This window comes from Micrococcus sp. KBS0714 (assembly GCF_002008305.4).
GTDB classification, from domain to species: Bacteria; Actinomycetota; Actinomycetes; order Actinomycetales; family Micrococcaceae; genus Micrococcus; species Micrococcus luteus.
In genome coordinates, this window is sequence record NZ_CP042169.1 from 515,651 (window position 1) to 542,522 (window position 26,872).

At 73.2% G+C, this 26,872-nt stretch carries 24 protein-coding genes; 13 read left to right on the forward strand and 11 right to left on the reverse strand.

The genetic code is table 11. The annotated features are described in order from the left end of the window. Position 1 precedes the first annotated feature (1 nt). The 3 genes from B1A86_RS02340 to B1A86_RS02350 are packed head-to-tail and all read right to left on the reverse strand — an operon-like array spanning position 2 to position 2,737. Complete coding sequence (locus B1A86_RS02340) at positions 2-1,423, reverse strand: class II fumarate hydratase (RefSeq protein ID WP_044659622.1); 1,422 nt, start codon at positions 1,421-1,423, stop codon at positions 2-4. 55 nt (positions 1,424-1,478) lie between these two features. After that, the gene (locus B1A86_RS02345) at positions 1,479-2,150 is read right to left on the reverse strand and encodes a carbonic anhydrase (protein WP_002854504.1); all 672 of its coding nucleotides are present in this window, start codon (positions 2,148-2,150) and stop codon (positions 1,479-1,481) included. Beyond that, on the reverse strand, positions 2,147-2,737 hold the full coding sequence (locus B1A86_RS02350; protein WP_002854501.1) for a DUF4245 domain-containing protein: 591 nt from the start codon (positions 2,735-2,737) through the stop codon (positions 2,147-2,149). The genes B1A86_RS02345 and B1A86_RS02350 overlap by 4 nt, the downstream gene beginning before the upstream one ends. Positions 2,738-2,844: 107 nt before the next feature. On the opposite strand from B1A86_RS02350, the gene glpX reads away from it, so the two are divergent. Continuing rightward, complete coding sequence (gene glpX / locus B1A86_RS02355) at positions 2,845-3,867, forward strand: class II fructose-bisphosphatase (protein ID WP_002854500.1); 1,023 nt, start codon at positions 2,845-2,847, stop codon at positions 3,865-3,867. Between the two features lie 23 nt (positions 3,868-3,890). Here glpX and manA read toward each other — a convergent pair whose 3' ends face one another. The 4 genes from manA to B1A86_RS02375 are packed head-to-tail and all read right to left on the reverse strand — an operon-like array spanning position 3,891 to position 8,550. Beyond that, positions 3,891-5,135 carry a mannose-6-phosphate isomerase, class I gene (manA, locus tag B1A86_RS02360; RefSeq protein WP_078025756.1) on the reverse strand — a complete coding sequence of 415 codons (1,245 nt, stop codon included), beginning with the start codon at positions 5,133-5,135 and terminating at the stop codon, positions 3,891-3,893. 42 nt (positions 5,136-5,177) lie between these two features. After that, a complete protein-coding gene (locus B1A86_RS02365; protein WP_078025755.1) occupies positions 5,178-6,791 on the reverse strand; it encodes an LCP family protein in 1,614 nt (537 codons plus the stop codon). Next, complete coding sequence (purE, locus tag B1A86_RS02370) at positions 6,791-7,348, reverse strand: 5-(carboxyamino)imidazole ribonucleotide mutase (protein WP_002854497.1); 558 nt, start codon at positions 7,346-7,348, stop codon at positions 6,791-6,793. Before purE ends, B1A86_RS02365 begins: the two co-directional genes overlap by 1 nt. Beyond that, a complete protein-coding gene (locus B1A86_RS02375; protein WP_078025754.1) occupies positions 7,345-8,550 on the reverse strand; it encodes a 5-(carboxyamino)imidazole ribonucleotide synthase in 1,206 nt (401 codons plus the stop codon). Before B1A86_RS02375 ends, purE begins: the two co-directional genes overlap by 4 nt. Before the next feature lie 163 nt (positions 8,551-8,713). On the opposite strand from B1A86_RS02375, the gene B1A86_RS02380 reads away from it, so the two are divergent. Next, on the forward strand, positions 8,714-9,274 hold the full coding sequence (locus B1A86_RS02380) for a GtrA family protein (RefSeq protein WP_078025753.1): 561 nt from the start codon (positions 8,714-8,716) through the stop codon (positions 9,272-9,274). 27 nt (positions 9,275-9,301) lie between these two features. On the opposite strand, the gene B1A86_RS02385 is transcribed toward B1A86_RS02380, so the two are convergent. Next, on the reverse strand, positions 9,302-9,925 hold the full coding sequence (locus tag B1A86_RS02385; protein ID WP_020628242.1) for a hypothetical protein: 624 nt from the start codon (positions 9,923-9,925) through the stop codon (positions 9,302-9,304). Between the two features lie 171 nt (positions 9,926-10,096). Between B1A86_RS02385 and B1A86_RS02390 the strand changes: the two genes are divergently transcribed. Then, the gene (locus B1A86_RS02390; RefSeq protein WP_078025752.1) at positions 10,097-10,618 is read left to right on the forward strand and encodes a WhiB family transcriptional regulator; all 522 of its coding nucleotides are present in this window, start codon (positions 10,097-10,099) and stop codon (positions 10,616-10,618) included. Positions 10,619-10,673: 55 nt separating this feature from the next. On the opposite strand, the gene B1A86_RS02395 is transcribed toward B1A86_RS02390, so the two are convergent. Then, positions 10,674-11,219 carry a hypothetical protein gene (locus tag B1A86_RS02395; RefSeq protein WP_225348318.1) on the reverse strand — a complete coding sequence of 182 codons (546 nt, stop codon included), beginning with the start codon at positions 11,217-11,219 and terminating at the stop codon, positions 10,674-10,676. A gap of 62 nt (positions 11,220-11,281) precedes the next feature. Here B1A86_RS02395 and B1A86_RS02400 point away from each other — a divergent pair, with 62 nt between their 5' ends. Genes B1A86_RS02400 through B1A86_RS02410 form a run of 3 tightly spaced genes read left to right on the forward strand, consistent with a single transcriptional unit; the run spans position 11,282 to position 14,457 of the window. Next, positions 11,282-11,584, forward strand: a complete 303-nt coding sequence (locus tag B1A86_RS02400; RefSeq protein WP_020628239.1) for a DUF3499 family protein — start codon at positions 11,282-11,284, stop codon at positions 11,582-11,584. Positions 11,585-11,629: 45 nt separating this feature from the next. After that, positions 11,630-13,189 (forward strand): adenosylhomocysteinase, encoded by a 1,560-nt coding sequence (ahcY, locus tag B1A86_RS02405; RefSeq protein WP_228070633.1) that lies wholly within the window; start codon positions 11,630-11,632, stop codon positions 13,187-13,189. Between the two features lie 47 nt (positions 13,190-13,236). Further along, positions 13,237-14,457, forward strand: coding sequence for a TIGR01906 family membrane protein (locus B1A86_RS02410; protein WP_078025751.1), 1,221 nt, complete (start codon positions 13,237-13,239; stop codon positions 14,455-14,457). A 78-nt stretch (positions 14,458-14,535) separates the two neighbouring features. Here B1A86_RS02410 and B1A86_RS02415 read toward each other — a convergent pair whose 3' ends face one another. After that, complete coding sequence (locus B1A86_RS02415; protein ID WP_078025750.1) at positions 14,536-16,371, reverse strand: long-chain fatty acid--CoA ligase; 1,836 nt, start codon at positions 16,369-16,371, stop codon at positions 14,536-14,538. 67 nt (positions 16,372-16,438) lie between these two features. Continuing rightward, positions 16,439-18,052, reverse strand: coding sequence for a dolichyl-phosphate-mannose--protein mannosyltransferase (locus B1A86_RS02420; protein ID WP_069941472.1), 1,614 nt, complete (start codon positions 18,050-18,052; stop codon positions 16,439-16,441). A 96-nt stretch (positions 18,053-18,148) separates the two neighbouring features. Here B1A86_RS02420 and rsmI point away from each other — a divergent pair, with 96 nt between their 5' ends. The 7 genes from rsmI to B1A86_RS02455 all read left to right on the forward strand — a co-directional run bounded on the left by rsmI (position 18,149) and on the right by B1A86_RS02455 (position 26,834). After that, the gene (gene rsmI, locus B1A86_RS02425) at positions 18,149-19,006 is read left to right on the forward strand and encodes a 16S rRNA (cytidine(1402)-2'-O)-methyltransferase (protein ID WP_069941473.1); all 858 of its coding nucleotides are present in this window, start codon (positions 18,149-18,151) and stop codon (positions 19,004-19,006) included. Positions 19,007-19,190: 184 nt separating this feature from the next. Further along, a complete protein-coding gene (locus B1A86_RS02430) occupies positions 19,191-19,886 on the forward strand; it encodes a hypothetical protein (protein ID WP_138976778.1) in 696 nt (231 codons plus the stop codon). A 596-nt stretch (positions 19,887-20,482) separates the two neighbouring features. Continuing rightward, positions 20,483-21,970, forward strand: a complete 1,488-nt coding sequence (locus B1A86_RS02435) for an NAD-dependent succinate-semialdehyde dehydrogenase (RefSeq protein WP_036316357.1) — start codon at positions 20,483-20,485, stop codon at positions 21,968-21,970. A 119-nt stretch (positions 21,971-22,089) separates the two neighbouring features. Continuing rightward, a complete protein-coding gene (locus tag B1A86_RS02440; protein WP_078025749.1) occupies positions 22,090-23,043 on the forward strand; it encodes a TatD family hydrolase in 954 nt (317 codons plus the stop codon). A gap of 24 nt (positions 23,044-23,067) precedes the next feature. Then, complete coding sequence (locus B1A86_RS02445) at positions 23,068-24,888, forward strand: ABC transporter ATP-binding protein (RefSeq protein WP_246836838.1); 1,821 nt, start codon at positions 23,068-23,070, stop codon at positions 24,886-24,888. 60 nt (positions 24,889-24,948) lie between these two features. Continuing rightward, complete coding sequence (rsmA, locus tag B1A86_RS02450) at positions 24,949-25,869, forward strand: 16S rRNA (adenine(1518)-N(6)/adenine(1519)-N(6))-dimethyltransferase RsmA (protein ID WP_078025747.1); 921 nt, start codon at positions 24,949-24,951, stop codon at positions 25,867-25,869. After that, on the forward strand, positions 25,866-26,834 hold the full coding sequence (locus B1A86_RS02455; protein ID WP_078025746.1) for a 4-(cytidine 5'-diphospho)-2-C-methyl-D-erythritol kinase: 969 nt from the start codon (positions 25,866-25,868) through the stop codon (positions 26,832-26,834). The genes rsmA and B1A86_RS02455 overlap by 4 nt, the downstream gene beginning before the upstream one ends. Positions 26,835-26,872: the final 38 nt, after the last annotated feature.

Below are 26,872 nucleotides of genomic sequence, written 5' to 3' on the forward strand. Positions count from 1 at the left end.
ATCACTCCGGGTGGGTCATGGACATGGTGTCCAGGGCCTTGTCCAGCTGCTCCTCGGTGATCTCGCCGCGCTCGACGTAGCCGAGGTCCACGACGGCCTCGCGCACGGTCATCTTGTTCGCGACGGCGTGCTTGGCGATCTTGGCGGCGGCCTCGTAGCCGATCACCTTGTTCAGCGGGGTCACGATGGACGGCGAGGCGCCGGCGAGGAAGGCGCAGCGCTCCTCGTTGGCCTCGATGCCGTCGATCATCTTGTCCGCCATGACGCGCGTCGTGTTGGCCAGCAGGCGGATGGACTCGAGCAGGTTGGCGGCCATCACGGGGATGCCCACGTTGAGCTCGAACGCGCCGTTGGTGGAGGACAGGGCGACGGTGGTGTCGTTGCCGATCACCTGGGCGCACACCATGATCGCGGCCTCGCAGATCACGGGGTTGACCTTGCCCGGCATGATCGAGGAGCCCGGCTGCAGGTCCGGGATGGCGATCTCGCCGAGGCCGGTGTTCGGGCCGGAGCCCATCCAGCGCAGGTCGTTGTTGATCTTCATGAGCGAGAACGCGATGTTCCGCAGCTGGCCGGAGGCCTCCACGAGGCCGTCACGGTTGGCCTGGGCCTCGAAGTGGTTGCGGGCCTCGGTCAGCGGCAGACCGGTCTCCTCGGCGAGCAGCTCGATCACGCGGGCGGAGAAGCCCTTCGGGGTGTTGATGCCGGTGCCCACGGCGGTGCCGCCGAGCGGGACCTCGGCCACGCGCGGCAGCGCGGACTGGATGCGCTCGATGCCGTAGCGGACCTGCGCGGCGTAGCCGCCGAACTCCTGGCCCAGGGTCACCGGAGTGGCGTCCATGAGGTGGGTGCGGCCGGACTTCACGACGCCGGCGAAGGCCTCCGCCTTCTTCTCGAGGGAGACGGCCAGGTGGTCCAGCGCCGGGACGAGGTCGTTCACGAGGGCGGCGGTGACGGCCACGTGCACGGAGGTCGGGAACACGTCGTTCGAGGACTGGGAGGCGTTGACGTGGTCGTTGGGGTGCACCTCGTCCTCGGAGCCGGCCTCCTTCAGTGCGCGGGTGGCGAGGGTGGCGAGCACCTCGTTGGTGTTCATGTTGGAGGAGGTGCCGGAGCCGGTCTGGAACACGTCGATAGGGTACTGGTCGTCGTGGTCGCCGGCGATGACCTGGTCCGCGGCGGCGACGATGGCGTCCGCGCGCTCCTGCGAGATGATGCCCAGCTCGGCGTTCGCCTTGGCCGCGGCCTTCTTGACCTGCGCGAGGGCGTGGATGTGGGCGGGCTCGAGGCCCTTGCCGGAGATCGGGAAGTTCTCCACGGCGCGCTGGGTCTGTGCACGGTAGAGCGCGTTCACCGGCACCTTCACCTCGCCCATGGTGTCGTGCTCGATGCGGAACTGCTGATCGGTGTTCTCTGCGGTCATGGTCACATCCTAGGACGGCGTGGGCGCCCGGTGCCGCACCGGACGCCCGACGTCGTCAGACCGCCAGGTCGCCGTGCACGCGGCCCGGTCGCGCGGTGCCCTCGGACAGCGAGTAGGTGAGCCCGACGACGGCGGTGCGCCCGGACTCGACGGCCGCGCGGACGGACTGCGAGGTCTCCAGGAGGTGGTCGCAGGTCTGGTCCACGTGCTCGGCCACGAACTCGTCGACCTCCTCCAGCCCGCGGCGACGCCCGGCCAGCACGGACGGGATGATGCGCTCCACGAGGGGGCGCACGAAGCCGCGCGGCATGGTGCCGGAGATGTAGGACTCGACCGTCGCCGTGACGGCGCCGCACGAGTTGTGGCCCAGGACGATGACGAGCGGGATCTCCAGCACGTCCACGCCGTACTCGATGGAGCCCAGCACGGCGTCGTCGATCACGTGGCCGGCCGTGCGCACCACGAACACGTCGCCGAGGCCGAGGTCGAAGATGATCTCGGCCGCCAGGCGCGAGTCGGCGCAGCCGAAGATCACGGCGACCGGGGCCTGACCGGCGGTCAGGTCGCTGCGCCGCTCGGCGTTCTGGTTCGGGTGGCTCGGCTCGCCCGCCACGAAGCGGCGGTTGCCCTCGGCGAGGACCTCCCACGCCTCGGCGGGGGTCAGGTCGGAGGTGGGGACGACGACGTCGGGGGCCGGCGTCGTCTCGGGGCGGGTGTGGGGGGTCATCGGGTCTCCTTCGCGACGCCGTGCGCCAGGTCTTCGAGGACGGCCTGGTCGCCGGTGGTGGTCAGCACCACGGTGCTGCCGTCCACCTCCGCCACGAGCCGTCGCTCCGGCTTCTTCGGATCGGCGTGGAGGTCCCACGCGATCCCGTCGATCTCGATCGTCTCCGACGTCGGGACCTGGTCCACCCGCAGGCTCACCCAGGTGGGGTCGACGTCCTCGGCCTGCTGCAGGCCCGCGAACACCGTGTCCGTGACCACCCAGCCGACGTCCCACGTGGAGACGCCGTCCAGCTTCTGCAGGCGGGCGTAGTTGGCGTACCAGGACTCCGGTACCTCGGGCGCCAGGGCCGGCAGGTCGCCGTCGTCGTGGGGGATCGTGGCGGCCTCGGCGGCGACGTCGACGCGGTCCTCACGGGGCCGCTGCGGCGGCTCCGGGTTGAGCAGGAGGACCACGGCCACGATCGCCAGCAGAGCCGCCAGGGAGAGCACCATGGCCATCCACGGCTGCCGGGCCCGCTGCGCCTGCGTGGCGGTCAGGACGGGACGGGGGGCGGGGGCGTGGGGGTCGGCGGAGCTCACGGTCAGCATTGTGCCACCCACGGGAGGCCGCCCCCGTAGGATGAGGACCGGGGCAGAGCCGCCCTCACGCCCCGTCCCGTGCGGACGGAGCGCCGCGAGCAAGGATCGGAGCAGCGATGACCAGCGCGTCCTCGGAGAAGACCGGCTACGAGAATCACGTCCCGGACCGCAACCTGGCCATGGAGTTGGTGCGAGTGACCGAGGCGGCGGCCATCGCCGCGAGCCCCTGGGTGGGTTACGGGGACAAGAACAAGGCGGACGGCGCCGCGGTGGACGCGATGCGCGCGTTCATGGACACCGTGGCCATGGACGGCACCGTGGTGATCGGCGAGGGCGAGAAGGACGAGGCCCCCATGCTGTTCAACGGCGAGCAGGTCGGCGACGGCTCCGGCGCCGCCGTGGACGTGGCCGTGGACCCGATCGACGGCACCCGCCTGACCGCCATGGGCTACAACAACGCGCTCTCCGTCTTCGCGGTGGCCGAGCGCGGCACCATGTTCGACCCGTCGGCCGTGTTCTACATGGACAAGCTCGTGGTGGGCCCCGAGGCCGCCGACTTCGTGGACATGCGCCTGCCGGTGAAGCAGAACGTGAACCTCGTGGCCAAGGCCCTGGACAAGCCCGTCTCGCAGGTGACCGTGTGCGTGCTGGACCGCCCCCGCCACGAGGGCCTGGTCAAGGAGATCCGCCAGGCCGGCGCCCGCGTGAAGTTCATCCTGGACGGCGACGTCGCCGGCGCCATCGCCGCCGCCCGCCCGGACACCGGCGTGGACATGATGATGGGCATCGGCGGCACCCCCGAGGGCATCGTCACCGCGTGCGCGATCAAGGCCACCGGCGGCATCATCCAGGGTCGCCTGGCCCCCACCGACGACGCCGAGAAGCAGAAGGCCCTCGACGCCGGCCTCGACCTCGACGCGGTGCTGACCACGAACGAGCTGGTCACCTCCGACCACTGCTACTTCGCGGCCACCGGCATCACCGACGGCGACCTGCTGCGCGGTGTGCGCTTCGCCGACGGCCGCGTGCACACGCAGTCCATCGTGATGCGCTCGTCGTCCGGCACGGTCCGCACCGTGGACGCCGAGCACGACGTGAAGAAGTGGTCCAAGTGGCTGGGGGACCGCGACGCCCGCTGAGCCCGCGGGCCGGTCTGCCGGGCTCAGCCCCGCGGCAGGCCGGCCACGTGCACCGTCGCCGGGGCGCCGGCCGCGGCGCGGACGGCCAGCGGGCCGGACGCCGTCTCCGCGGCGGGCAGGAACACGGCCTCGCCCGGGCCCAGCTCGATCTCCTGGCCTGCCAGGGCCAGGCTTGCCGTGCCGCGGGTGACCACCGCGATCCCGGGCCCGTGCACGTCGAGCCCGTGGACGGCGTCGTCCTCGAGCGTGGCCTGGAGCAGCTCGAACTCCTCGAACGGCGGGCGGAAGGCCACCACGGAGTCGGCCACGCGCTCGGGCTCGGTGGAGGGCACCGGCAGCGCCTCGAAGGTGACCACGCGGCGCAGCTCGGGCACGTCCATGTGCTTCGGGGTGAGCCCGCCGCGCAGCACGTTGTCCGAGGCCGCCATAACCTCCACGCCCAGCCCGTGCAGGTACGCGTGCACGTTGCCGGCGGGCAGATGGATGGCCTGACCCGGGGCCAGGTCCACGCGGTTGAGCAGGATGGCCACCACCACGCCGGGGTCGTCCGGGTGGTGCTGGGCGGCCTCGAGGGCCGTGGCCAGCGAGGGGTCGCGCTCGGCCAGGTCCGGCGCAGCCCGCAGCACGTCCACGACCTGCGCCACGGCGCCGGGGGCGCCCCACACGGAGTCGGGGTCGAGGATCGAGGTGAACGCGTCCTCGAGGTCCCCGGCGGCGAGGGCCTGGCTGATCCGGGCGGCGGCGACGGCGACGGCGGACGTGTCCCCGTCCGCCCGCTCCGTGAGGGCGCGGGCCAGGGCTTCGAAGCTGTCCGAGGAGACCTCGGGGGAGCGGAAGCCGCACATCGCCGCGAAGGGGGTCAGCGCGAGCAGCATCTCCGGCTTGTGGTTCGCGTCCTTGTAGTTGCGCTGCGGGGCGTCGACCGGCACGCCGGCCGCCTCCTCCGCGGCGAAGCCCGCGCGGGCCTGCTCCAGGGTGGGGTGCGCCTGGATGGACAGCGGGGCGCCCGCGGCGAGCAGCTTCATGAGGAAGGGCAGACGGCCCTCCGGCGCGGCGGGCCCGAGGCAGCGCTCCGGGTCCGCGGCCACCACCTCGTCCAGGCCGACACGGGCGCCGTCCGCCACGACGGCGACGCACGGGGCGCCCGGATGGTCGCCCAGCCACAGCTCGGCCTCGGGGCGGCCGGTGGGCTCGCGTCCCTGCAGGTCGGCGAGGAGCGTGGGGGAGCCCCAGGCGTAGTCACGGATCACGGGCTTCAGGACGTGCATGCGCCCCAGCCTAGGTCAGCCCGTCGGCCCGCGCGCCGCGCCTCACGGGGCGGGGACGCACAGCCCGTTCGTCGAGGACGCGTGGTTCAGCACGTCCTCCTGGCCCAGGTCCTCGGCCGTCATCAGGTCCTCAGCGGTGAAGGGCTCGCCGTCGGTGCGGGTCGGCGGGGCCGGCCACGTGGCCGGGTCGTCCTCGTCGACGTCGGGGGTCTGGGTCTCCTGCGCGACGACGGCCAGCACGGTGAGCAGCGGCGTCGCCGAGACCCCGGTCGGCTCCGATCCGGCGGTCACGGACTCGTCGGCCAGCATCTCGTCCACGCGGCGGTGGACGAGGTCGTAGTCGGGGTAGGTGGTGAAGTGGGTGCCCGTGTCGCCGAAGTCGGGCGGGCCGATGGTCAGCCGCCGCATTTTCTGGCCGCGCGAGCGCTCGGCGAGGTCCGCGAACGTGCCGAGCTGGGACTGCGGCAGGTCGGTGGTCACGATCTGCTGGCCCGCCGCGAGGATCCCCTCGAAGCGGGTGAGCACGGTGGCGGGGCTGAACTGCTCCAGCATCGCCGCCTGCATGCACTGCTGCCGGCGGATGCGGGCGTAGTCGGTGGACCAGTGCCGGGAGCGGGCGAAGGCGAGCGCGTCGTCGCCGTTGAAGTGGTGGGTGCCCGGCTCCCACCAGATGTTGCCCCAGGCGCCGTCGGGCCGGACGCCGCGGTGCACCACGTAGCCGCCGCTGACGACGTCCACCCCGCCCATGGCGTCGATCAGCTGGGCGAAGCCGCCCATGTCCATGAGGGCGTAGCCGGAGACGTCCAGGCCGAGGATGCCGCCGGCGGCGTCCTTCATGGCCTCGGCGCCGGGGTGTTCGGCGTCCGGGTAGAGGTCTGCGTGATGCTCCTCCACGTCCGTGTAGAGGGCGTTGAGGATGCACTCGTCGCCGCAGTCGAAGCCGTTGGGGTACACGTCCCACAGCGGGGAGCCCTCGACGAACGGCGCGTTCTGGAGATTGCGGGGCAGGGAGAACATCACGATGGCGCCGGTGCGGGCGTCCACGGAGACCACGTGCATGGAGTCCGGGCGCAGCCCCTGGCGGCCCTCGCCGGCGTCCGCGCCCAGGACCAGGATGTTGTAGCGGCCCTCGGCCTCCGGGACGGCCGGCCCCTCCTGGAAGACCTCGCCGAGCGCCCCGCGGCTCGTGTTCGCCGCCCAGCCGCCGTAGAGCAGGGCGCCGCTGGTGAGCACGAGCGCGAGCGCGGTGACCGCCGCCGTGATCTTCCGCGCGCCGGGGGCGAGCAGGTGCGGCCGGATCAGCCGGAACGTGTCCACCCACAGCACTGCCCAGCCCACCGCCAGCGCCGCCAGGACCACCGCCAGCCCGAGCAGCACGCCGTCCCGGGCCATGAGCGAGATCAGGCTCGCGCGGGAGACCAGCCACCACAGCAGCCCGAGGATCAGCACGGCCCACACGGTGACGGTGACCCGCAGCGCCACGCGGCCGAGCCGGCGGCTGCCGGCGACGAGCTGGGCGCCGCCGGGGACCAGCAGGGTCAGGGCGGTGAGGATCAGCGCCCGGCGGGTGCGCTCGGTGGGGGAGGCGACGCGTGGATCTCGGAGCGGGTCGGGCTGCGCGTGACCGGCGGGCACGGATCCGGTGGCGGACGACATCAGCGGTCGGCGGCCATCCGCTCGCGCAGGCGGGCCCCCTTGGCCCGGGCCTGGGCGTTGAGCTCGTCGGCGTGCTCGGCGAGGGCGGCGCGCAGGCGGTCGCCCTCCGCGGTGTCGGCCGAGGCGAGGATGCGGGCGGCCAGCAGGCCGGCGTTGCGGGCGCCGTCGATGGAGACGGTGGCCACCGGCACACCGGCGGGCATCTGGACGATCGAGAGCAGGGAGTCCATCCCGTCCAGGCTCTTGAGCTTCACGGGCACACCGATCACGGGCAGGGGGGTGACGGCGGCGAGCATCCCGGGCAGGTGGGCCGCGCCGCCCGCGCCGGCCACGATCACGCGGATGCCGCGCTCGTGCGCGCGGGCGCCGAACTCCACCATCTCGTGGGGCATGCGGTGCGCGGAGACCACGCCGACCTCGACGGGCACGTCGAGCTCGCGCAGGGCCTCGGCGGCCGCGCTCATCACGGGCCAGTCGGAGTCGGAGCCCATCACGACGGAGACGACCGGGGCGTCGTCCTGCAGGGGCTGGGCGGGGGTCTGGGGCGTGGCGGTCATGGGCGGGCCTCCGTCTCGGTGCCGGTGGTGGGGGCGTCGTCGCGCAGGAGTGCGGCGGCGGACTCGGCGGTCCGCACGGCCTCCTCGAGGCTGAGGCCGTGGTCCGCGACGACGTTGACGTGACCGACCTTGCGGCCCGGGCGCACGTCCTTGCCGTAGAGGTGGACCTTGGCCTGCGGGTGGGCGGCGAGGGCCGCGACGCTGCCGGCGTGCAGGTCCTCGCGGGCGCCGCCGAGGACGTTCTTCATCACGACGCCGGCCCCGCGGGGGGCCGTCTCGCCCAGCGGCAGGTCGAGCACGGCGCGGACGTGCTGCTCGAACTGGCCGGTGACGGCGCCGTCCATGGACCAGTGTCCGGAGTTGTGGGGGCGCATGGCCAGCTCGTTCACCTGGAAGCCCGGGCCGACCCCCGGCGTCTCGAACAGCTCGACCGCGAGCATGCCGGTGACGTCCAGCTCCTCGGCGAGGCGGACGGCCGCGGCGGTCGCGGCCGCGGCGACGGCCGGGTCGAGATCCTGGGCCGGGGCGACCACGAGGTCGCACACGCCGGCCACCTGGACCGAGTCGACGACGGGGTAGACGGCCACCTCACCGGAGGGGGTGCGCGCCACCTGCGCGGAGAGCTCACGGGAGAAGGGGACGAGGGCCTCGGCCAGCAGCGGGGTGATGCCGGCGCCGAGCCACGCGGCCAGGGTGCCGTCCGCGGCGGAGGCGCGGGCGTCGTCGGCGTCGTCGAGCTTGAGCACGCCCTTGCCGTCGTAGCCGCCGCGGGCGGTCTTGAGGATCATGGGCCAGCCGTGCTCGTCGCCGAAGGCGAGGACGGCCTCGAGGTCGTCGACCGGCGCCCACGCCGGGTTCGGCAGGCCCAGCCGCTCGACGGCGGCGCGCATGACCAGCTTGTCCTGGGCGTGCTGCAGCGCCTCGGGGTCGGGGCGCACGGCGACGCCGGCCTCCTGCAGGGCCCGCAGGTGCTCGGTGGGCACGTGCTCGTGGTCGAAGGTGACCACGTCCACCGTGGCCGCGAACGCGCGCAGGTCCGCCAGGTCCGTGTGGTCGCCGACCACGTGGGGGGCGACCTGGGCCGCTGACGCGTCCGGGGCCTCCGCGAGCACGCGGAAGGGCACGCCGAGCTCCGCGGCGGCGCCCGCCATCATGCGGGCCAGCTGCCCGCCACCGATCACACCGAGTCGAGGGGAAGTCACCCGGACAGGGTAGTCGGACCGGCTGAGAACTCCGTCACGGAGGGGTGGCCGATGCCGGATCCGGGGAGGTCGCGCGCCGGGGGCGCGGCTACAGTGTTCCCCAGCCCTGCGCGGGTCCGCCCCGCGTGCACACCCCCCGTCCCGAACCGAGGAGTCCACGCCCATGCTGTCCGATCTCTGGGGCCGCCTGACCGGGATGGCCTCCCTGCTGTGGCGGGAGGTGGCCAAGTTCGGCACCGTCGGTGCGGCCGCGTTCGTGGTGGACTCGCTCGTCTTCTGGTGGATGATGACCGGCCCGCTCGAGGGGTCCAACGTCAAGGCCAAGATCGTGGGCGGCGTCGTCGCCACCCTGTTCAGCTGGGTCGCCAACCGCTACTGGACGTTCCGGGACAAGCGCTCCTCGAACAAGACGCGCGAGCTCGTGATGTTCCTGATCATGAACGCGATCGGGCTGGGCATCCAGGCCGGCTGCGTGGCGATCGCGCAGTACCTAATGGGCGTGACCGACCCGACCGGCCTGTTCATCGCCGGCAACGTGATCGGCCTGTTCTTCGGCACCGTGTTCCGCTACTTCGCCTACCGGTTCTGGGTGTTCAAGGAGAAGCTGGACGTGGAGCCCGGCTTCGCCAACGACCTCGCGATCATCACCGGCCAGATGCCCGTGCTGCGCGAGGACCAGCTGCCTCCGCACGGCCGGCACCGCGCCCCCGACGCCGGGGTCTGAGCGTCCCCGCCTGACCCCGCCGCCCCGTCAGGGGCGCACGGTCACCGCCCGGCCCGCGTCCCACGCCTCCAGCGCGGCCCGCACTCCCGCCCACGTCAGGCGGGGGCGCGGGCCGTCGTCGTCCGGGGCGACGTCGGCCCCGGCCGGGATCGACGCGGGCCGCACGTGGTCCACGGGGCCGGGCAGGGCGTCCGGCTGGGCGCGGATCTCGGCGGCCACGTCCACGACGGCCGGGTCGACGGCTGGGCCGTCGAACTCGGGCTCGAGGCCGCGCGGCAGGGCGACGGCGAACACGGCCACGGACGGGTCCGGCCACGCCTCGGGCCGGTCCGTGAGGACGGCGGCGGGGGAGTCGCCCTCGAGGGCGGGCTCGGCCTCGGCGCAGAGCACGCCGAGGGCGAGGGCGTGGGAGAGCCAGTGGACGGGCAGGTCCAGGGCGACGGCGTCGCCCGCGCCGATGCCCTCGGCGCCGAGCAGGCCCGCGAACTTGGCGGCCCAGTTCACGGTCACGCGGCCCGAGAGCTCGATGCGCTGGTCCACCGCGCCGGGCTCGTCCGGGGCCCCCGGCTCCTGGACGAGCGCGGGCCGCGGGGAGGAGGCGAGGCGGAGCACGAGGGGGCCGGTGGACCGGGGTGCGGAGAGGGAGACCATGGGCCCAGTGTGGCACCCGCTCGGTTTGACTCGGCACGAATCACACCGATGTAATGAACCCGGGCCAACGGTCCCGCCAGGAGGGGCCCGCCGGCTTGCCCGGCACCCGCGCGGACCGCATGGTCACCCGGCCCACAGCCGCCACGTCGATCCCGGGAAGAGGCGTCACACATGGAGCAGACCCAGCGAGTCGAGGACGCGCACCACGCCGATCCCGCGCCGGCGCCTCGTCCGCGGAGCGTCCCCAGCGACTGGTTCCTCGACCCCGCCGACCCGCAGGCAGGCGTGTCCGGCGCGAGCCTCGAGGATCAGGCGACCGCCTTCCTCACCGCCCACGACCTCGACGGCGAGACCGGCACCCCGGCCGCCACCGTCACCGCCCTCTTCCCCGGTGACGCGCGTCCGGTCGAGGCCGCGCCCGTCTCCGCCGACTGGGCCGCCATCCCGGGCGTGACCACCGAGCCCGTCGAGGGCGAGCTGGCCTGGCAGGCGGACGCCCTGTGCGCGCAGACGGACCCCGAGGCGTTCTTCCCGGAGAAGGGCGGCTCCACGCGGGACGCCAAGCGCGTGTGCGAGGCCTGCACCGTCAAGGACGCGTGCCTGGAGTACGCCATGGCCAACGACGAGCGCTTCGGCATCTGGGGCGGGCTCTCCGAGCGCGAGCGTCGCCGCCTGCGCCGCGCCCGCGCCTGACGCACGGCGCCCGTCCGTCGGGCGCGGTGCCCGGCGCGGACCGCCCGGTCCGGGCTCAGCCGCGGCCCCAGCTGGGGTCGAGCACCTGCGGGTCCACGCCCAGCGCGTCGGCGCAACGGCTCAGCGCCACCCCGTAGACGGCCCCCTCGAGGTCGGCCGGGTCGGCCGCGTCCCGCAGCGGCCGCTCGAACAGGGTGATCAGCACCCCGTCCCGGCCCTGCCGCTCGGCCCGCGCGAACAGCGCCTCCTCATCCCGTTCCCGGCCGGCGTGCAGCTCGCGCAGCCGCTCGTCGAGCCGGTCCGGGATGCGCTCCACCCGCGCGGTCACGTGCCGCAGCCCGGGCGCGTCCAGGGAGCCCAGCCGGTCCACCGCCTTCTCGACGGCGGTCAGCAGCGCCTCGCCCCGGCCCCGCTCCGAGCGTGCACCGAACGGGCGCGGATGCCGCAGCCCTCGGCCACGGCGGTCCCGGCCGCCGCGCCCCGTGGGGGAGGAGACGCCGGCCTCGGCCGGGCCGCCCTCGACGCCCGGCTCGGCCCCCGCGGCGTCGCCCGCCCGGAACGGCAGGGGGTCGAGGGGATCGGAGGAGGCGGACGCGGTCATGCGCGCCATGGTAGGCCACCGCCCCGGGCCGTCCGCCGAGTAGGGTGGCGGGCGTGGGACCCATGCGACGCTGCAGCAAGACCGGATGCCAGAGCCCTGCCCTGGCCACGCTGACGTACAACTACGCGGACTCGCAGGTGGTCATCGGGCCCCTGTCGCGCCGGGCGGAGCCGCACACGTACGACCTCTGCGGCGAGCACGCTCGACGCACCACGGCCCCGCGCGGTTGGGAGGTGCTGCGGCTGGAGCTGCCCGAGCACTACGAGGCCGTCGACGCGGACGGCGGCGTGCGCACGGTCCCCACCCGGCCCATGGCCGTCCCGCCGGCCCGCCCCGGGCTGCGCGTGGTGCGTGACGGGGACTGAGGCGGCACGTGTCGTGCCGTCCGGGGCCTCGCTAGGCTGGAGGGCATGACTGAGACCTCCGCAGAGTTCCGCACCCCCGACGTCGACCCGGCCTTCGCCAACCGCACCACCGTGCCCGGTGCCTCGTTCGACTTCACGGTCCGGGACCTGTCCCTGGCCGAGGCGGGCCGCCACCAGATCCGCCTGGCCGAGCACGAGATGCCGGGGCTGATGTCCCTGCGCGAGGAGTACGGGGAGGCCCAGCCGCTCAAGGGCGCCCGCATCGCCGGCTCCCTGCACATGACCGTGCAGACCGCCGTGCTCATCGAGACCCTCATCGCCCTCGGCGCCGAGGTCCGGTGGGCCTCCTGCAACATCTTCTCCACGCAGGACGAGGCCGCGGCCGCCGTCGTCGTGGGCTCGGGCACCCCCGAGGACCCGCAGGGCGTGCCGGTGTTCGCCTGGAAGAACGAGTCCCTCGAGGACTACTGGTGGACCGCCTCGCAGATCCTCACCTGGCCGGGCGCGGACGAGGATCCGGAGCGCGGCCCCAACATGATCCTGGACGACGGCGGCGACGCCACCCTGCTGGTGCACAAGGGCGTCGAGTTCGAGGCCGCGGGCGCCGTGCCCAGCGCCACCGAGGACGACCCCGAGGAGTACCGGATCATCCTCGAGACGCTGCGCCGCTCGCTGGCCCGCGACCCGCAGCACTGGACCCGCACCGCCGGCACCCTGCGCGGCGTCTCCGAGGAGACCACCACGGGCGTGCTGCGCCTCTACCAGCTGGCGCAGGAGGGCCGCCTGCTCTTCCCGGCGATCAACGTGAACGACGCCGTGACCAAGTCCAAGTTCGACAACAAGTACGGCATCCGCCACTCCCTGCCGGACGGCATCATGCGCGCCACGGACGTGCTGATCGGCGGCAAGGTCGCCGTGGTCTGCGGCTACGGCGACGTCGGCAAGGGCGCCGCCGAGGCCCTGCGCGGCCAGGGTGCCCGCGTGATCGTCACGGAGATCGACCCGATCTGCGCGCTGCAGGCCGCGATGGACGGCTACCAGGTGGCCCGCCTCGAGGACGTGGTGGGCGAGGGCGACATCTTCGTCACCACCACCGGCGGCAAGGACATCATCATGGCCGAGCACATGGCCGCCATGAAGGACAAGGCCATCGTGGGCAACGTCGGCCACTTCGACAACGAGATCGACATGGCCGGCCTGGCCCGCATCCCCGGCGTCGTGAAGACGGAGATCAAGCCGCAGGTCCACGAGTGGACCCTGGGCGGCGGCACGGAGGCCGAGCGCAGCATCATCGTGCTCTCCGAGGGCCGCCTGCTGAACCTCGGCAACGCCACCGGCCACCCCTCGTTCGTGATGAGCGCGTCCTTCACCAACCAGGTGATGGCGCAGATCGAGCTCTTCGGCGGCTCCACGGGCACCGGCGCCCTGACCGGCGAGCACTACGAGAAGCGCGTCTACACGCTGCCCAAGGTGCTGGACGAGAAGGTCGCCCGCCTGCACCTGGACGCCCTCGGCGTCGGGCTGACCGAGCTGACCAAGGCCCAGGCCGAGTACCTCGGCGTGGACGTGGCCGGCCCCTACAAGGCCGACCACTACCGCTACTGATCCCCGGCGCCCGCGGGCGGACGGACCCACTCGAGAGAGGCACGAGCATGGCTTCCCATCAGGCCGGCCGCGGGCGCGACGAGCGCGCCGGGGCGGAGGACTTCGATTCCGGGCTGGACTACGGCGCGTTCGTCGAGGACGACGCCGCAGACGACCCGAACCGCACCCAGGCGCTGCCCGCCATGGGCCGGGACGACGACGGCGGCGCCCAGCACACCTCGGCGCTCAGCCCCGAGGACCTCGCCGCGCTGCGCGGCGGGGACGCGGCGGCCGCGGACCGGCGCGACGCCGGCCGCCCGGCCGCGGACGCCGACCGCGACATCGTCGCCTCCCGGGCCGTGCCCGAGGGCGGCCGGCGGCCGCTGCCCGGCGCCGACGAGCTCGGCCCGCTGAGCGCCGCCGTCGGGGCCCGCGCGGCGGGGTCGAGCGCCGCCGCCCCGGTCGACCGCTACCCCGAGGACGGCACGGCCGCCCCCGTGGCCCAGGCGGCGGCCCTGCAGGGCCCCACGCCGGAGGAGCGCGCGCGCCTGCCCAAGGCGGGTCCGCGCCTGGCACAGGTGCTGCTGGCGATCCTCGCCCCGCTCGCCCTGGTGCTGGCCACCGTCCGCCTCGTGGCGAGCCCGGTGTTCCTGTGGCTGGAGTACCACCGGCCCGGGTTCCCCGCGGACCGGTTCGGCTTCACCCTCGCCGACCGCATGCACTACGGCTCCGCCGGGCTGGACTACGTGACCAACCTGGCCGGGCCGCGGTATCTCAGCAGCCTCACGCACCAGGGCGCGCCGCTCTTCACCGAGGTCGAGGTCGACCACATGACGGATGTGAAGACCGTGCTGTGGATCGCCGCCGCGGCGCTCGTGGTGCTCCTGGTGGTGTGCGCCCTGCTCATCGCGTCCCTGCTGCGCACCAGCCCCGGCGGGGTGCGCCGCGCCCTGTTCGCCGGTGCCGTGTGGCTGCCGCTCGCGGTGATCGCGCTCGCGGTCCTGGCGGTGCTGGGCTGGGAGACGTTCTTCGCTGGCTTCCACTCGCTGTTCTTCGCGGACGGCACGTGGACGTTCTCCGTGCGGGACGCTCTCATCCGCCTCTACCCCCAGCAGTTCTGGGTGGACGCGGCCGTGGTGGTCGGGCTGGTGACCCTGCTGGCGTCCCTCGTGACGCTCGTGCTCACGTGGCCCACGCGCCGCCGTCGTGAGCTGAGCGCGGACCGCCGCGAGCAGCTGCTGCGCACCCGCCTGCGCTGGGCTCGGGAGGACGACGCCGTGGTGCGCTGACCGCCGCCGGACGGCACCGGGTACGGGCCGGGAGGACGAGGCGTCCTCCCGGCCCGTCGTCGTCCGGGGGGCGCGGGGTCAGCGGCGGTAGAGGGCCTCGACGTCCTCGGCGTGGTCCTCGATCACCTGGGCCCGCTTGAGCTTCTGGGACTGGGTGACGTGCCCGGAGTCCTCGGTGAACGGGTGGTCCAGGATGCGGAAGCGGCGGATGGACTCGGCGCGGGAGACGCCCGCGTTGACCTGGTCCACCGCCTCCTGGATCGAGGCCAGCACGGTGGGGTCCGTCGCGGCCTCGGCCGGAGTGAGGGTGAGCTCGCGGTCCAGGGCCCACTGGGTGAAGGCCTCGGCGTCCAGGGTGATGAGGGCGCCCACGAACGGACGGTTCTCCCCGACCACCACGACGTGCTCGATGAGCCGGTGCTGGCGCAGCGCCTCCTCCATGGGCGTGGGGTACACGTTCTTGCCGCCGGCGGTGATGATCACGTCCTTCTTGCGGCCGGTGATCCGCAGGAAGCCGTGCTCGTCCAGCGCACCGATGTCCCCGGTGCGGAAGAAGTCGTCCTCCATCGCCTCCGCCGACGCCTTCGGCATGCCGTGGTAGCCGTCGAACACCACGGGGCCGCGGATGAGGATCTCGCCGTCCTCGGCGATCTTCACCGTCACCCCGGCCACGGGCAGGCCCACGGTGCCCACGCGGTGCGCGCCGGGGATGTTCACGGTGGCCGGCGCGGTGGTCTCCGTGAGGCCGTAGCCCTCCACGATCGGAATGCCGGCGCCGCGGAAGAAGTGCACCAGCTCCGGGGAGAGGGCGGACGCGCCGGACACGCACGAGATCACCTCGCCGCCGAGGGCCTCCCGGATCTTGCGGTAGACCAGCCGGTCGAACAGCGCGCGCCGGGCGCGCAGCAGGGCCGAGGGGCCGGGGCCGTCCCCGAACTCGGCCTCGTCGACGGCCGTGGACCACTCGATGGCGGTGCGCTTGGCGGCCGCGTAGATCGGCCCGGTGCCGCTCTTCTGGGCCTTGGCCTCGATGCCGGCCTCGACCTTCTCGAACACGCGCGGCACGGCCAGCAGCCACGTGGGGTGGAAGGAGGCGAGGTCGCCGAGCAGCGTGGCCGGGGAGCCGGAGTGGGCCACCTGGATGCGGGCGTACAGGCAGATGACCTGGACGGCGTGGGCGAGCACGTGGGCCAGCGGGAGGAAGAGCAGGGTGCGCGACGTCGTCGTCGGGGACCACTGGACCACCTCGCGCGCGAAGTGCAGCACGTTGATGGCCGCGCCCACGAAGTTGCCGTGCGTGATCACGGCGCCCTTCGGGCGGCCGGTGGTGCCGGAGGTGTAGACGATCGAGGCGGGGCTGGCGAGGGTCGCCAGGGAGCGGGCGTGCTCGACGGCGTCGTCCGACACGAACGCGCCGGCCTCGGCCAGCTCCGCCAGCCCCGCGTCCGTCAGCGGGAACGTCGCCACGTCCACGCCCGCGTGCCCGGCGGCCTCGGCGACACGCTCGCCGAGCTCCTCGCTGCCGACGGCGACCACCCGCAGGCCCGAGTCCGTGACGATGTGCTCCACCTGGTGGGCCGAGGAGGTCTCGTAGATCGGCACGGAGACGGCGCCGGCGAACCACACGGCCTGGTCGAGGACGGCCCACGCGTAGGAGGTGGGGGAGAACAGGCCCACCCGGTCCCCGGGCTGGACGCCGCGGGCGATGAGGCCGGCCGCCACGGCGCGCACTTGGGTGAGGAACGCGGTGAAGTGGACGTCCACCCAGCCGCCCGCGCCGTTGCGCACGGCGTACACGGGGGCGTCCGGCCGGTCGGCACAGGAGGTGACGATCAGGTCCGTGATGTTGGAGTCCGCCGGCGGCATGCCGATGAGCTCGGTGGCGGACTCATGGACGGGGCTCTGGTTCTGCACGGTCCGAGCGTATCCATTTTCGGACGTGCGGCGCGCGGTCGGCACACCCGCGCCCGGGACGCGGCCGTCAGATCCAGCTGCTGAACCACATCCGCCAGCGCCACTGGTCGTACGGGATGACGTCGCCGATCCAGACGGGCAGGAAGAACAGGGACACGGCGACGGCGATCGTCACGTACGCCAGCACCAGGGCCGAGCCCCAGCGGGGCCCGGGCCGGCGGCCCGGCCGCAGCAGCAGCGAGAGCGCCAGGGCGATCATCATCACGAGGAAGGGCTCATAGGCGATCGTGTAGAAGAAGAACATGGTCCGCTCGGGCCACAGGGACCACACCAGCTGCCCGGCCGCGTAGGCGCCGAGCAGGGCGCCGGCCCGCCAGTCCCGGTGGCGCACCAGCAGCCACACGCACACGAGGACGGCGGCCAGGCCCGTCCACCACACGAACGGGTTGGCGATGTCCGTGATGGCCGCCGAGCACGCGCCCGCGGCGTCCGCCGGGCAGATCCCCTCGCCGGGCTCTGCACCCTCGTAGTAGTAGCTCACGGGCCGGCCCATGAACGGCCAGGTCCACGGGTTGGCGGCGTAGTCGTGGGGGCTGGTGAGGCCCTGGTGGAAGGTCGTGGACTCCACGTGGTAGTGCCACAGGGAGCGCAGCGGGCCGGGGACCAGCCCGGCGAGCACGCCCTCCGGCGGGTTGTCCCGGTGCCAGTCCCGGTAGTAGCCGCCCTCCGTGACGAACCAGCCGGTCCACGAGGCCAGGTAGGCGACCAGGCCGCCGCCCACCACGGCCACGAACGCGTACAGGCCGTCCTTCTCGACGCCGGCCCACGCCCAGCGCCGCACCCCGGCGGTCCGGCGCGCGGACATGTCCCACAGGACCGTGAGCAGGCCGAAGGCCGCCATGAACGCCAGCCCGGAGAGCTTCACGGCGCAGCCGGCGCCCAGCAGCACGCCCGCGAGCAGTCGCCACGGGCGCCAGCCGAGCCACGGCCCGCTGGCCAGGGCGTCGCGTCCCCGCCGGGCGACGTCGTGGGCGAGCCGCTCCGCGAGCAGCCGCCGCCCGTGGACGCGGTCCGCCAGCAGCGCGGCGAAGGCCGCGAGCACGAAGAACGAGAGGAAGATGTCCAGCAGCCCGATGCGGGACATCACCAGGTGGTGGCCCTCCACGGCCAGCAGCAGCCCGGCGACCGCGCCCAGGGACACCGAGCGCAGCAGGTGCTGCGTGGCGAGGGCGACCAGCAGGACGGACAGCGTGCCGGCCACCGCGGCGCTGAACCGCCAGCCCACCCCGTTGTCCGGGCCGAACGCGAGCATGCCCAGGCCGATCAGCCACTTGCCCAGCGGCGGGTGCACCACGTAGGCGGCCCCCTCGAGCGGCTCCGCCTCGCCGCGCGCGAACGCGTCGTTGACGTCCTCGCCCCACCGCCGCTCGTAGCCGGACTCCAGGAGGGAGTAGGCGTCTTTGGGGTAGTAGGTCTCGTCGAAGATCAGCTGGTCCGGGTGGGCCAGGTTCGTGAACCGCAGGACGCCGGCGATCACCGTGACCAGCAGCGGCAGGATCCAGTGCCACCGCGTCAGGGGCGCCGCACTCACCCCGAGGCGGGCGCGCAGGGCGGCGACGCCGAAGGGACCGTCGTCGGCCGCGACGGCGGCGGGGCGGGGGGCGAGGGCGGTGGCGGGCACGGGCTCCATGCTAGGCGGCGGGCCGGACGGCGAGACGTGCACGGTGACCGGGGCCGTAGGCTCGGGGCAGCCGTCCGTCCGTCGAAAGGTCGTCCCATGCCCGAGGGCCGCATCGTCCTGGCCGCCACCCCCATCGGCAACCTCGGGGACGCGTCCGCGCGCCTCCGCGATCTGCTGGCGGAGGCGGACGTGATCGCCGCCGAGGACACCCGGACCGCGCGGCGCCTGTGCGCCGGCCTGGGCGTCACCCCGGCGGGCAGGGTGGTGGCCCATCACGAGCACAACGAGGCGGCCTCCGCTCAGGGGCTGCTGGACCAGGTGCGGGGCGGTGCCACGGTGGCGGTGGTCTCGGACGCGGGCATGCCCACGGTCTCGGACCCGGGGTACCGGCTCGTGGCGGCCGCGGTGTCCGCAGGGCTGCCCGTGACGTGTGCGCCCGGCCCCTCCGCCGTGACCACCGCGCTCGCCCTCTCCGGCCTGCCGACGGACCGGTTCGCCTTCGACGGCTTCGTCCCCCGCAAGGACGGGGAACGACGGCGATGGCTCACCTCCCTGCTGACCGAGGCCCGCACCGTGGTCGCCTTCGAGTCGCCGCAGCGTCTGGCGGACGCGCTGGCCGTCGTCGCGGAGGTCCTCGGTGCGGAGCGGCCGGTGTGCGTGGCCCGCGAGCTCACCAAGCTGCACGAGGAGGTGGTGCGCGGCACCGCGGCCGGAGTGCATGCCTGGGCTGCGGAGCGGCACGCGGGGGAGGGGATCCGCGGGGAGATCGTGCTGGTGATCGGGCCGGCCGCCCCCGGCGCCGAGGGCGAGGCGTCCGAGGCGGACGCCGTCGCCGAGGTGGCGGTGCTGGTGGAGTCCGGCACCCGGTTGAAGGAGGCCGTGGCGGCGGTGGCCGGAGCCCACGGGATGCGGAGCCGGGAGCTCTACCAGGCGGTGCTCGCGGCCCGGGGCTGACACGTCCCCGGCTGCACAGCCAGCAGCGCTTACCGCGTGAACAGTCGATTCACAACGGGCCTCTCAAGCGTGAATAATCACAGATTCCACGACTCGTCGGTTGTGGCAGGACCGCTACTATGTCAGAGTGCCTCATGCCTGTGGAGGTGCCCCAGGTCCCCAGAAGCACCACGAAAGGCTTGGCATGGTCAACGAAACTCGAGCGATCTCGCGCCGACAAGTAACTAAGGGTGTCACCTGGTCCGTCCCGGCGATCGCTGCCACCGCCGCAGCCCCGGCCTTTGCTGTATCGAGCGTTGGCGTGGTTGCCGGCGCAACTCTGTACGCGAACCCGCTCATGACGAAGTACGTCCAGGCGCAAAACGGTACGACCGCGCTCTATCTGAATGCCACACCGGGCGTGGGTATCCCCGATGCCACGGCCTGCCAATCCGTCCAGAACAAGAAGATCTCGATCGTCTACACGGCTCCTGCGGGCATCGTCGACTTCCGCAAGGTCCTGAACGCTCGGAAGGCCGGCACCCCCTACAACACCTACACGAACGGCAGCGTGGGCGACAGCAAGACCTTCTACACGTTGAAGGTCGGGGACCGCTTCGTGACCGGCACTAACCCCGCATACTGGGAAGTCACCAAGCTGGCCTCGGACGGGTCCTCCATCACCCTGACGTATTCAGCACCCATTACCGGCTGCTATTACTACGCACAGCCGTCATTCAATCCCTACTTCTGGGCCAAGGACGTGGCGTCCATGGTCAACCAGGTCCACCTCACCGCGTATATCGGCACGCAGCGCGTCGCGTTCGACACGGGGGCCGCGTCGAACGTTACCTGGTCTGCCGATCGCCTCGAGATCATCGGCCCCAAGACGACGAACTGACTCGAGTCTCTCTCAACCCACGTGTCAGCGAGGGGTGGCTGCAGCCCTCTGCAGCCACCCCTCGCTGCATTCATGGGCGTTGCTCCCACCTGCTGGAGCCGCCACGAGCCGAGGGCTCGATGGAGTCGTCGGGTGTTCCACCCGGTGACCCAGTCCAGGATCGCGACCTCGATGGCGATCGCGGAGGGCCCTGGTGGCCCGTACCGGTTGCACCAGACCCTCAGTGTCTGCACGCCGACGCCGACTTGGGGTGCGACGGCACGGCTCGACTCCGATCTCGGACCGCCGTCGAGTGCCCGACGGTCGTGAACCATGCGCACAGCACGCTCACGCACCCCGGGACCGAACTTCTCGGGCCTTTCGATTCTTCTTGCTGAGACTCGGGACGAAACCCAGAGCGCTTCACCCCACGGAGGTTCTCCCGATCGTCACCGCGCGACGCTCACCAGCGTCCTGGCGGGGTACAGCTAGGATCGGCCGTGGAGCCGCTGCCGACCGCCGCCGGACGGCGTCGGAATAGCCGTGGCCGTCCACCCGTTTCCTTTCAGGACGCGGGGCGTGCCGCCTCCGACCACCGACCCCGAAAGAGGTGCATCATGACCGTGACCGCTGAGCGCGAGAAGGCGCTGCTGGAGTCCGTCCCCACCGGCCTGCTGATCGACGGCGAGTGGCGCGATGCCTCCTCCGGCAAGACCTTCGACGTGAAGGATCCCGCCACCGGCAAGGTCATCGCGAGCCTGCAGGACGCGAACTCCGACGACGCCATGGCCGCCTTCGACGCCGCCTGCGCCGCGCAGGCCGACTGGGCCCGCACCCCGGCCAAGGAGCGCGCCGACATCCTGCGCCGCGCCTACGATCTGATCAACGAGCGCGCCGAGGACTTCGCGCTGCTGATGACCCTCGAGATGGGCAAGCCGCTCGCCGAGGCCCGCGGCGAGGTCACGTACGGCAACGGCTTCCTGCGCTGGTTCTCGGAGGAGGCCGGCCGCCACTACGGCCGCACCCTGACCGTGCCCGAGGGCACGCTGCGCATGCAGGTGCACCACCGCCCGGTGGGCCCGTGCCTGCTGATCACCCCGTGGAACTTCCCGCTGGCCATGGCCACCCGCAAGGTGGGCCCCGCCGTCGCCGCCGGCTGCACCATGGTCCTCAAGGCCGCCAAGCTGACCCCGCTGACCACCCAGCTGTTCGCGCAGGTGATGCAGGAGGCCGGCCTGCCCAAGGGCGTGCTCAACGTCGTGGCGGGCTCCTCCGCCTCGTCGATCTCCAGCCCGATCCTGCAGGACCGGCGCCTGCGCAAGGTGTCCTTCACCGGCTCCACGCCGGTCGGTGTGCGCCTCATGAAGGACGCGGCGGACAACGTGCTGCGCACCTCCATGGAGCTCGGCGGCAACGCCCCGCTCATCGTCTTCGAGGACGCGGACCTGGACGCCGCCGTCGAGGGTGCCTTCGCCGCGAAGATGCGCAACATGGGCGAGGCCTGCACCGCCGCCAACCGCTTCCTCGTGCACGAGGACGTGGCCGAGGAGTTCACGCAGAAGTTCGTGGCCAAGCTCGAGGCGCTCAAGCCCCTGCGCGGCACCGACCCGGAGTCCACCCTCGGCCCGATCGTGGACGAAGGCGCGCGCGACGACATCGACCAGCTCGTCCAGGACGCCGTGGCGGCCGGCGGCGAGGTGCTCACCGGCGGCCACAAGATCGAGGGCGACGGCTACTTCTACGCGCCGACCGCGATCAAGGTGGAGAAGGGCAACCCGATCCTCCAGCAGGAGATCTTCGGCCCCGTGGCCCCGATCGTGACCTTCTCCTCCGAGGAGGAGGCCATCGAGATGGCCAACGACACCGAGTACGGCCTCGCCTCCTACGTGTTCACCAAGGATCAGGCCCGGATGTACCGCGTGGCCGAGAGCATCGAGTTCGGCCTCATGGGCTACAACGTGGGCGTCATCTCCAACCCGGCCGCGCCGTTCGGCGGCGTGAAGCAGTCGGGCCTGGGCCGCGAGGGCGGCGCCGAGGGCATCGAGGAGTACACCTCGGTGCAGTACATCGGCATCGCCGACCCGTGGGCGGCCACGAAGGCCTGACCCTCGCGCCGAGCCGTGTCCTCCGGGGGCGGTATCGGGTGGTATCCGACGTGGATACCACCCGATACCGCCCCCGAGGCGTATCAGCGGCCCGGGCTCGGCTCCCTAGAGTGGGGTGCATGGCCCACGCATCCGAGACCCCGCTCGCCTACCGCGCCCCCGCCCAGCAGCCGGACGACGACGGCGGCCCGCGCCGGGACGCCCACGAGGAGAAGTCGGGACGTCGGCGGCGCCTCGAGTACCCGCCCGCACCGGAGCCGCTGCCGGTGCCCGTCGTGGACAACCACACGCACCTGGACTTCCGCGACGGCCTGGTCCGCGTGGACGTCCACCAGGCGATGGACGCGGCGGAGGCCGTGGGCGTGACCGGGGCGGTCCAGGTGGGCTGCGACATCGCCTCGGCCCGGTTCACGATCGCGGCGATCGAGGCCGAGCCCCGCCTGCTCGGGGCCGTGGCGCTGCACCCCAACGACGCGGCCCGCCTGGCCGAGCGCGGCGAGTTCGAGGAGGCGTTCGCGCAGATCGCGGAGCTCGCCCGCCACCCCCGCGTGCGCGCCGTCGGCGAGACGGGCCTCGACTACTTCCGGACGCAGGACGAGGCCGGCCACGCCGCGCAGCAGGAGTCCTTCCGCCGGCACATCCGACTCGCCCGCGAACTCGGCACGGCCCTGCAGATCCACGATCGGGACGCGCACGACGACGTCGTCCGGATCCTGCTCGAGGAGGCGGCCGACGGCGGGCTGCCCCCGCACGTGGTGTTCCACTGCTTCTCCGGCGGGCCCGATCTGGCCCGCACGTGCGCCGAGCACGGCTGGCACATGTCCTTCGCCGGTCCCGTCACCTTCAAGGCCAACGACGAGCTGCGCGAGGCGCTGCGGATCGCCCCGGCCGAGCTGCTGCTCGTGGAGACGGACGCGCCCTTCCTCACACCGCATCCGCATCGGGGCCGCCCCAACGCGCCCTACCTGATCCCGCTGACGCTGCGGGGCATGGCGGAGACGCGCGGAGACGACGTGGCGGCCCTCGCCCGCGCGGTGAGCGAGAACACCGCCCGGGTGTACGGCTCGTTCTGAGCCGATCCAGACCCGGCCCCTAGGATGGGCGACGTGCTGACCCGACTCCTCAAAGCCCGGCTGCCCGAGGGAACGCAGTACCTGGTGGACCGCCCCATGCGGATCCGCCTCGTGTTCGTGGTCCTCGGGTCCGTCCTCGTGGCCGGCCTCGAGATGGTGGCGCTCGCCTCGATCCTCCCGCTGGTCAGCCTGCTGACCTCGGGTGAGCTGGGCTCCCCGGCGCTCGAAGGGCTGCTGGCCCGGTTCGGGGCCGTGACGGTGCCGGAGCAGACGGTGGCCTTCGCTGTCGTGATCGTGCTGGCCTTCCTGCTCAAGGCGATCCTGGTGCTCGCGTTCCGCTGGTGGACCATGGGGTTCACCAACCAGAACCTCATCCGCACGTCCGCCACGCTGCTGCGCTACTACCTGCGGGCCGACTACGGCCTGCACCTGACGCGCACGGTCGGCACCCTGGTCAACAACGTCACCGGCACCTCCAGCATGGCCTACACGGGCGTGGTGAACGCGTCCGTCACGTTCCTCACGGAGGCGGTGACGCTCGTCGCGGTGACGGTCGTGGTGGGCGTCGCCATGCCGCTGACGGGGCTCGGGATGGCCCTGTACTTCCTCGCCGTCGCCTGGGTGATCAAGACCGTGATCCGCCGCCCGGCCTCCCGCCTGGGCTGGACCCTGGTGACCGCGGGGGAGCGGGCCAACACGGCGGCGCTGCAGGGCCTGGAGAACTACAAGGACGTGAAGATCCGCGGCAACGACTCGGCCTTCATGGAGGAGTACCGCGCGGCCCGCATGGAGAGCGCCGAAGCCACGCGGCTCAAGATGATCCTCACGATGATGCCGCGTTACGTGCTCGAGGTCGCCTTCGTGGCCGCCATCGCGGCGCTCGTGGCCGTGGCCTTCATCCAGGGTCGCGGCGGGGAGGCGTTCGGCTCGCTCGCCCTGCTCGCGATGGCCGGCTTCCGCGTGCTGCCGTCCATGGCCGCGCTCATGGCCACCACCAATGAGATCCGCACCTCCTGGCCGGCCTTCGAGCGCACGACGGCGGAACTCGCCGCCGCGCAGCCGGTCCTGCACGCGGCGGACCGGCCCTACGAGCGCATCACGTTCGAGGAGTCCATCGAGGTGCGGGACGCGTCCTTCACCTACCCCGGCAAGGCCGAGCCGGTCCTGCGCGACATCGACCTGCGCATCCCCTTCGGCTCCTCGTACGCCTTCGTGGGCGGCAGCGGTGCCGGCAAGACCACCCTGGTGGACCTGGTCATCGGCTTCCACCACGCCCAGCGCGGCGGGGTCTACGTGGACGGGGTGGAGCTCGAGGCCAACCCGCGCGGCTGGTGGGACAACGTGGCGTTCGTCCCCCAGTCCGTCACCGTGGTCAACGGGACGGTGCTGCACAACGTGCTCCTCGACGTCGAGGCCGCCCAGACGGCGGACCGGGCCGAGGTGGAGCGCGTGCTGCGCGAAGCCCAGCTGGGGCAGTGGCTGGACGAGCTCCCCGACGGCCTGGACACCGTGATCGGCGAAGGGGCCGTGGGCGTCTCCGGCGGCCAGCGCCAGCGCCTGGGCATCGCGCGCGCGCTCTTCCGGCGCCCCCGCCTCCTCGTGCTCGACGAGGCGACGTCGGCCCTCGACAACCTCACGGAACGCCGGGTCACCGAGGTGATCGAGTCGCTGCGCGGACGGATCACGGTCATCGTGGTCGCCCACCGTCTCTCCACGGTCAAGCGCTGCGATCAGATCGTGCTGATGGACCAGGGGCGGATCATCGGCCAGGGCACGTTCGCCGGGCTGCAGGAGACGAGCCCCGAGTTCCGCGAGCTCGTCCGGCTCGGTGACCTCTCCACCTGAGCGGAGCCCGCGCCGCTGCGCCCCGGCTACCCTGTCCGGCGCCCCGATAGACTCGCGGGCATGGTCCAGCCCTCCCCGCACCCCGCCCCCGCCCCGCTGCTGAGCGCCGCGGACGTGCGGCGCATCGCCGCCGAGCTGGACCTGCGTCCCACCAAGCAGTGGGGCCAGAACTTCGTGATCGACCCGAACACGATCCGGCGCATCGTGCAGGCCGCGGACGTGACCGCGGACGAGCACGTGCTCGAGATCGGCCCCGGTCTGGGCTCGCTCACCCTCGGCCTGCTGGACGCGGCCGCCGCCGTCACCGCCGTCGAGATCGACCCGGTCACCGCCGCCCGCCTGCCGCGCACCGCCGCCGAGTTCCGCCCCGGGGCCGAGGACGCCCTCGCCGTGCTGCACGCGGACGCCATGACGCTGAGCGAGCAGGCCCTGGCTGAGGTCCGGCCCGCCGCCGCCGCCGGCGGCCCCACCGCGCTCGTGGCGAACCTGCCCTACAACGTGGCCGTGCCCGTGCTGCTGCACGCGCTCGCGGTCCTGCCGGGGCTGCGGCACGGCCTGGTGATGGTGCAGGAGGAGGTCGCGGACCGTCTCGCGGCCGGGCCCGGCTCCAAGGTCTACGGCGTGCCGTCCGCCAAGGCGGCGTGGTACGCAGACGTGCGCAAGGCGGGCACCATCGGCACCCAGGTGTTCTGGCCCGCTCCGCGCATCCACTCCGGGCTGGTCGCCTTCACCCGGCGCGAGCCGCCGACGGGCGGCGCGTCCCGCCGGGAGGTCTTCGCCGTGGTGGACGCCGCCTTCGCCCAGCGCCGCAAGACCCTGCGCGCCGCTCTCGCCTCCTGGGCGGGGTCGCCGCAGGCGGCGGAGGACGCCCTGGTGGCCGCCGGCGTGGACCCACGCGCCCGCGGCGAGGCCCTGGACATCGCGGCCTTCGCGCGGATCGCCGAGCACGGCCCGCGGCGTGCGGCGGAGGTGAGCGCATGACGACGGAGGACCTCGGCCTCGACCCCACGGCCCGGCACGTCACGGTCAGCGCCCCCGGCAAGGTGAACCTGTCCCTGCGGGTGGGGCCGCCCGGCGCGGACGGCTACCACCCCGTGGCCACCGTGTACCTGGCCGTCAGCCTGCGGGAGACCGTCACGGCGATCGCGCGCACGGACGGGAGGATCACCGTCGGCCCGTCGGGCCGCCACATCAGTCTGGTGGACACCCAGGACGTGCCCTGGGACGAGCGCAACCTCGCGCACCGCGCCGCCGCACACCTGAGGCACACCCTCGGACTCGATCCTGACAGCCACGGCGTCCACCTCGAGGTCGCCAAACAGGTCCCGGTCGCGGGCGGCATGGGCGGCGGCTCCGCCGACGCGGCCGCCGCGCTGCTCGCGTGCAGCGCCCTGTGGGAGACCGGGCACACCCGCGCCGAGCTCGCCGAGCTGGCCGCCCCGCTGGGCGCGGACGTGCCCTTCAGCGTGCTGGGCGGCGCCGCCGTCGGGCTCGGGACCGGGGTCGAGCTGACCCCCGTCGCGGCCCGCACCCCGGTGCACCTCGTCCTCGTCCCGGCGGACGCCGGGCTGTCCACGCCCGTGGTCTTCCAGACCCTGGACGAGCTGCGCCGGGAGGGCCACCTGCCCGACGGGCCGCCGCGCCCGGAGGTGAACGAGGCCGTCCTGCGGGCCCTCACCGCGGCCGACCCGCTCGAACTCGCCACCGCCATGGACAACGACCTGCAGACCCCGGCCGTCGTCCTGTTCCCCGAGCTCTCGGACGTCCTCGACCTCGGCCTGGACGAGGGCGCGCTGCGCGGCATGGTCTCCGGCTCCGGCCCCACCCTGCTCTTCGTGGCGCAGGACGAGGCCTCCGCGCTGCGGCTGGCCTCGGCCATCGAGGAGCGCACGGGCGTGCGCGCCCTCCCCGTCCACGGCCCCGTGCCCGGCGCCCACGTGCTCTGACACCCGGCGGCGCACCCCGCCGCACCCGACCACCCCTC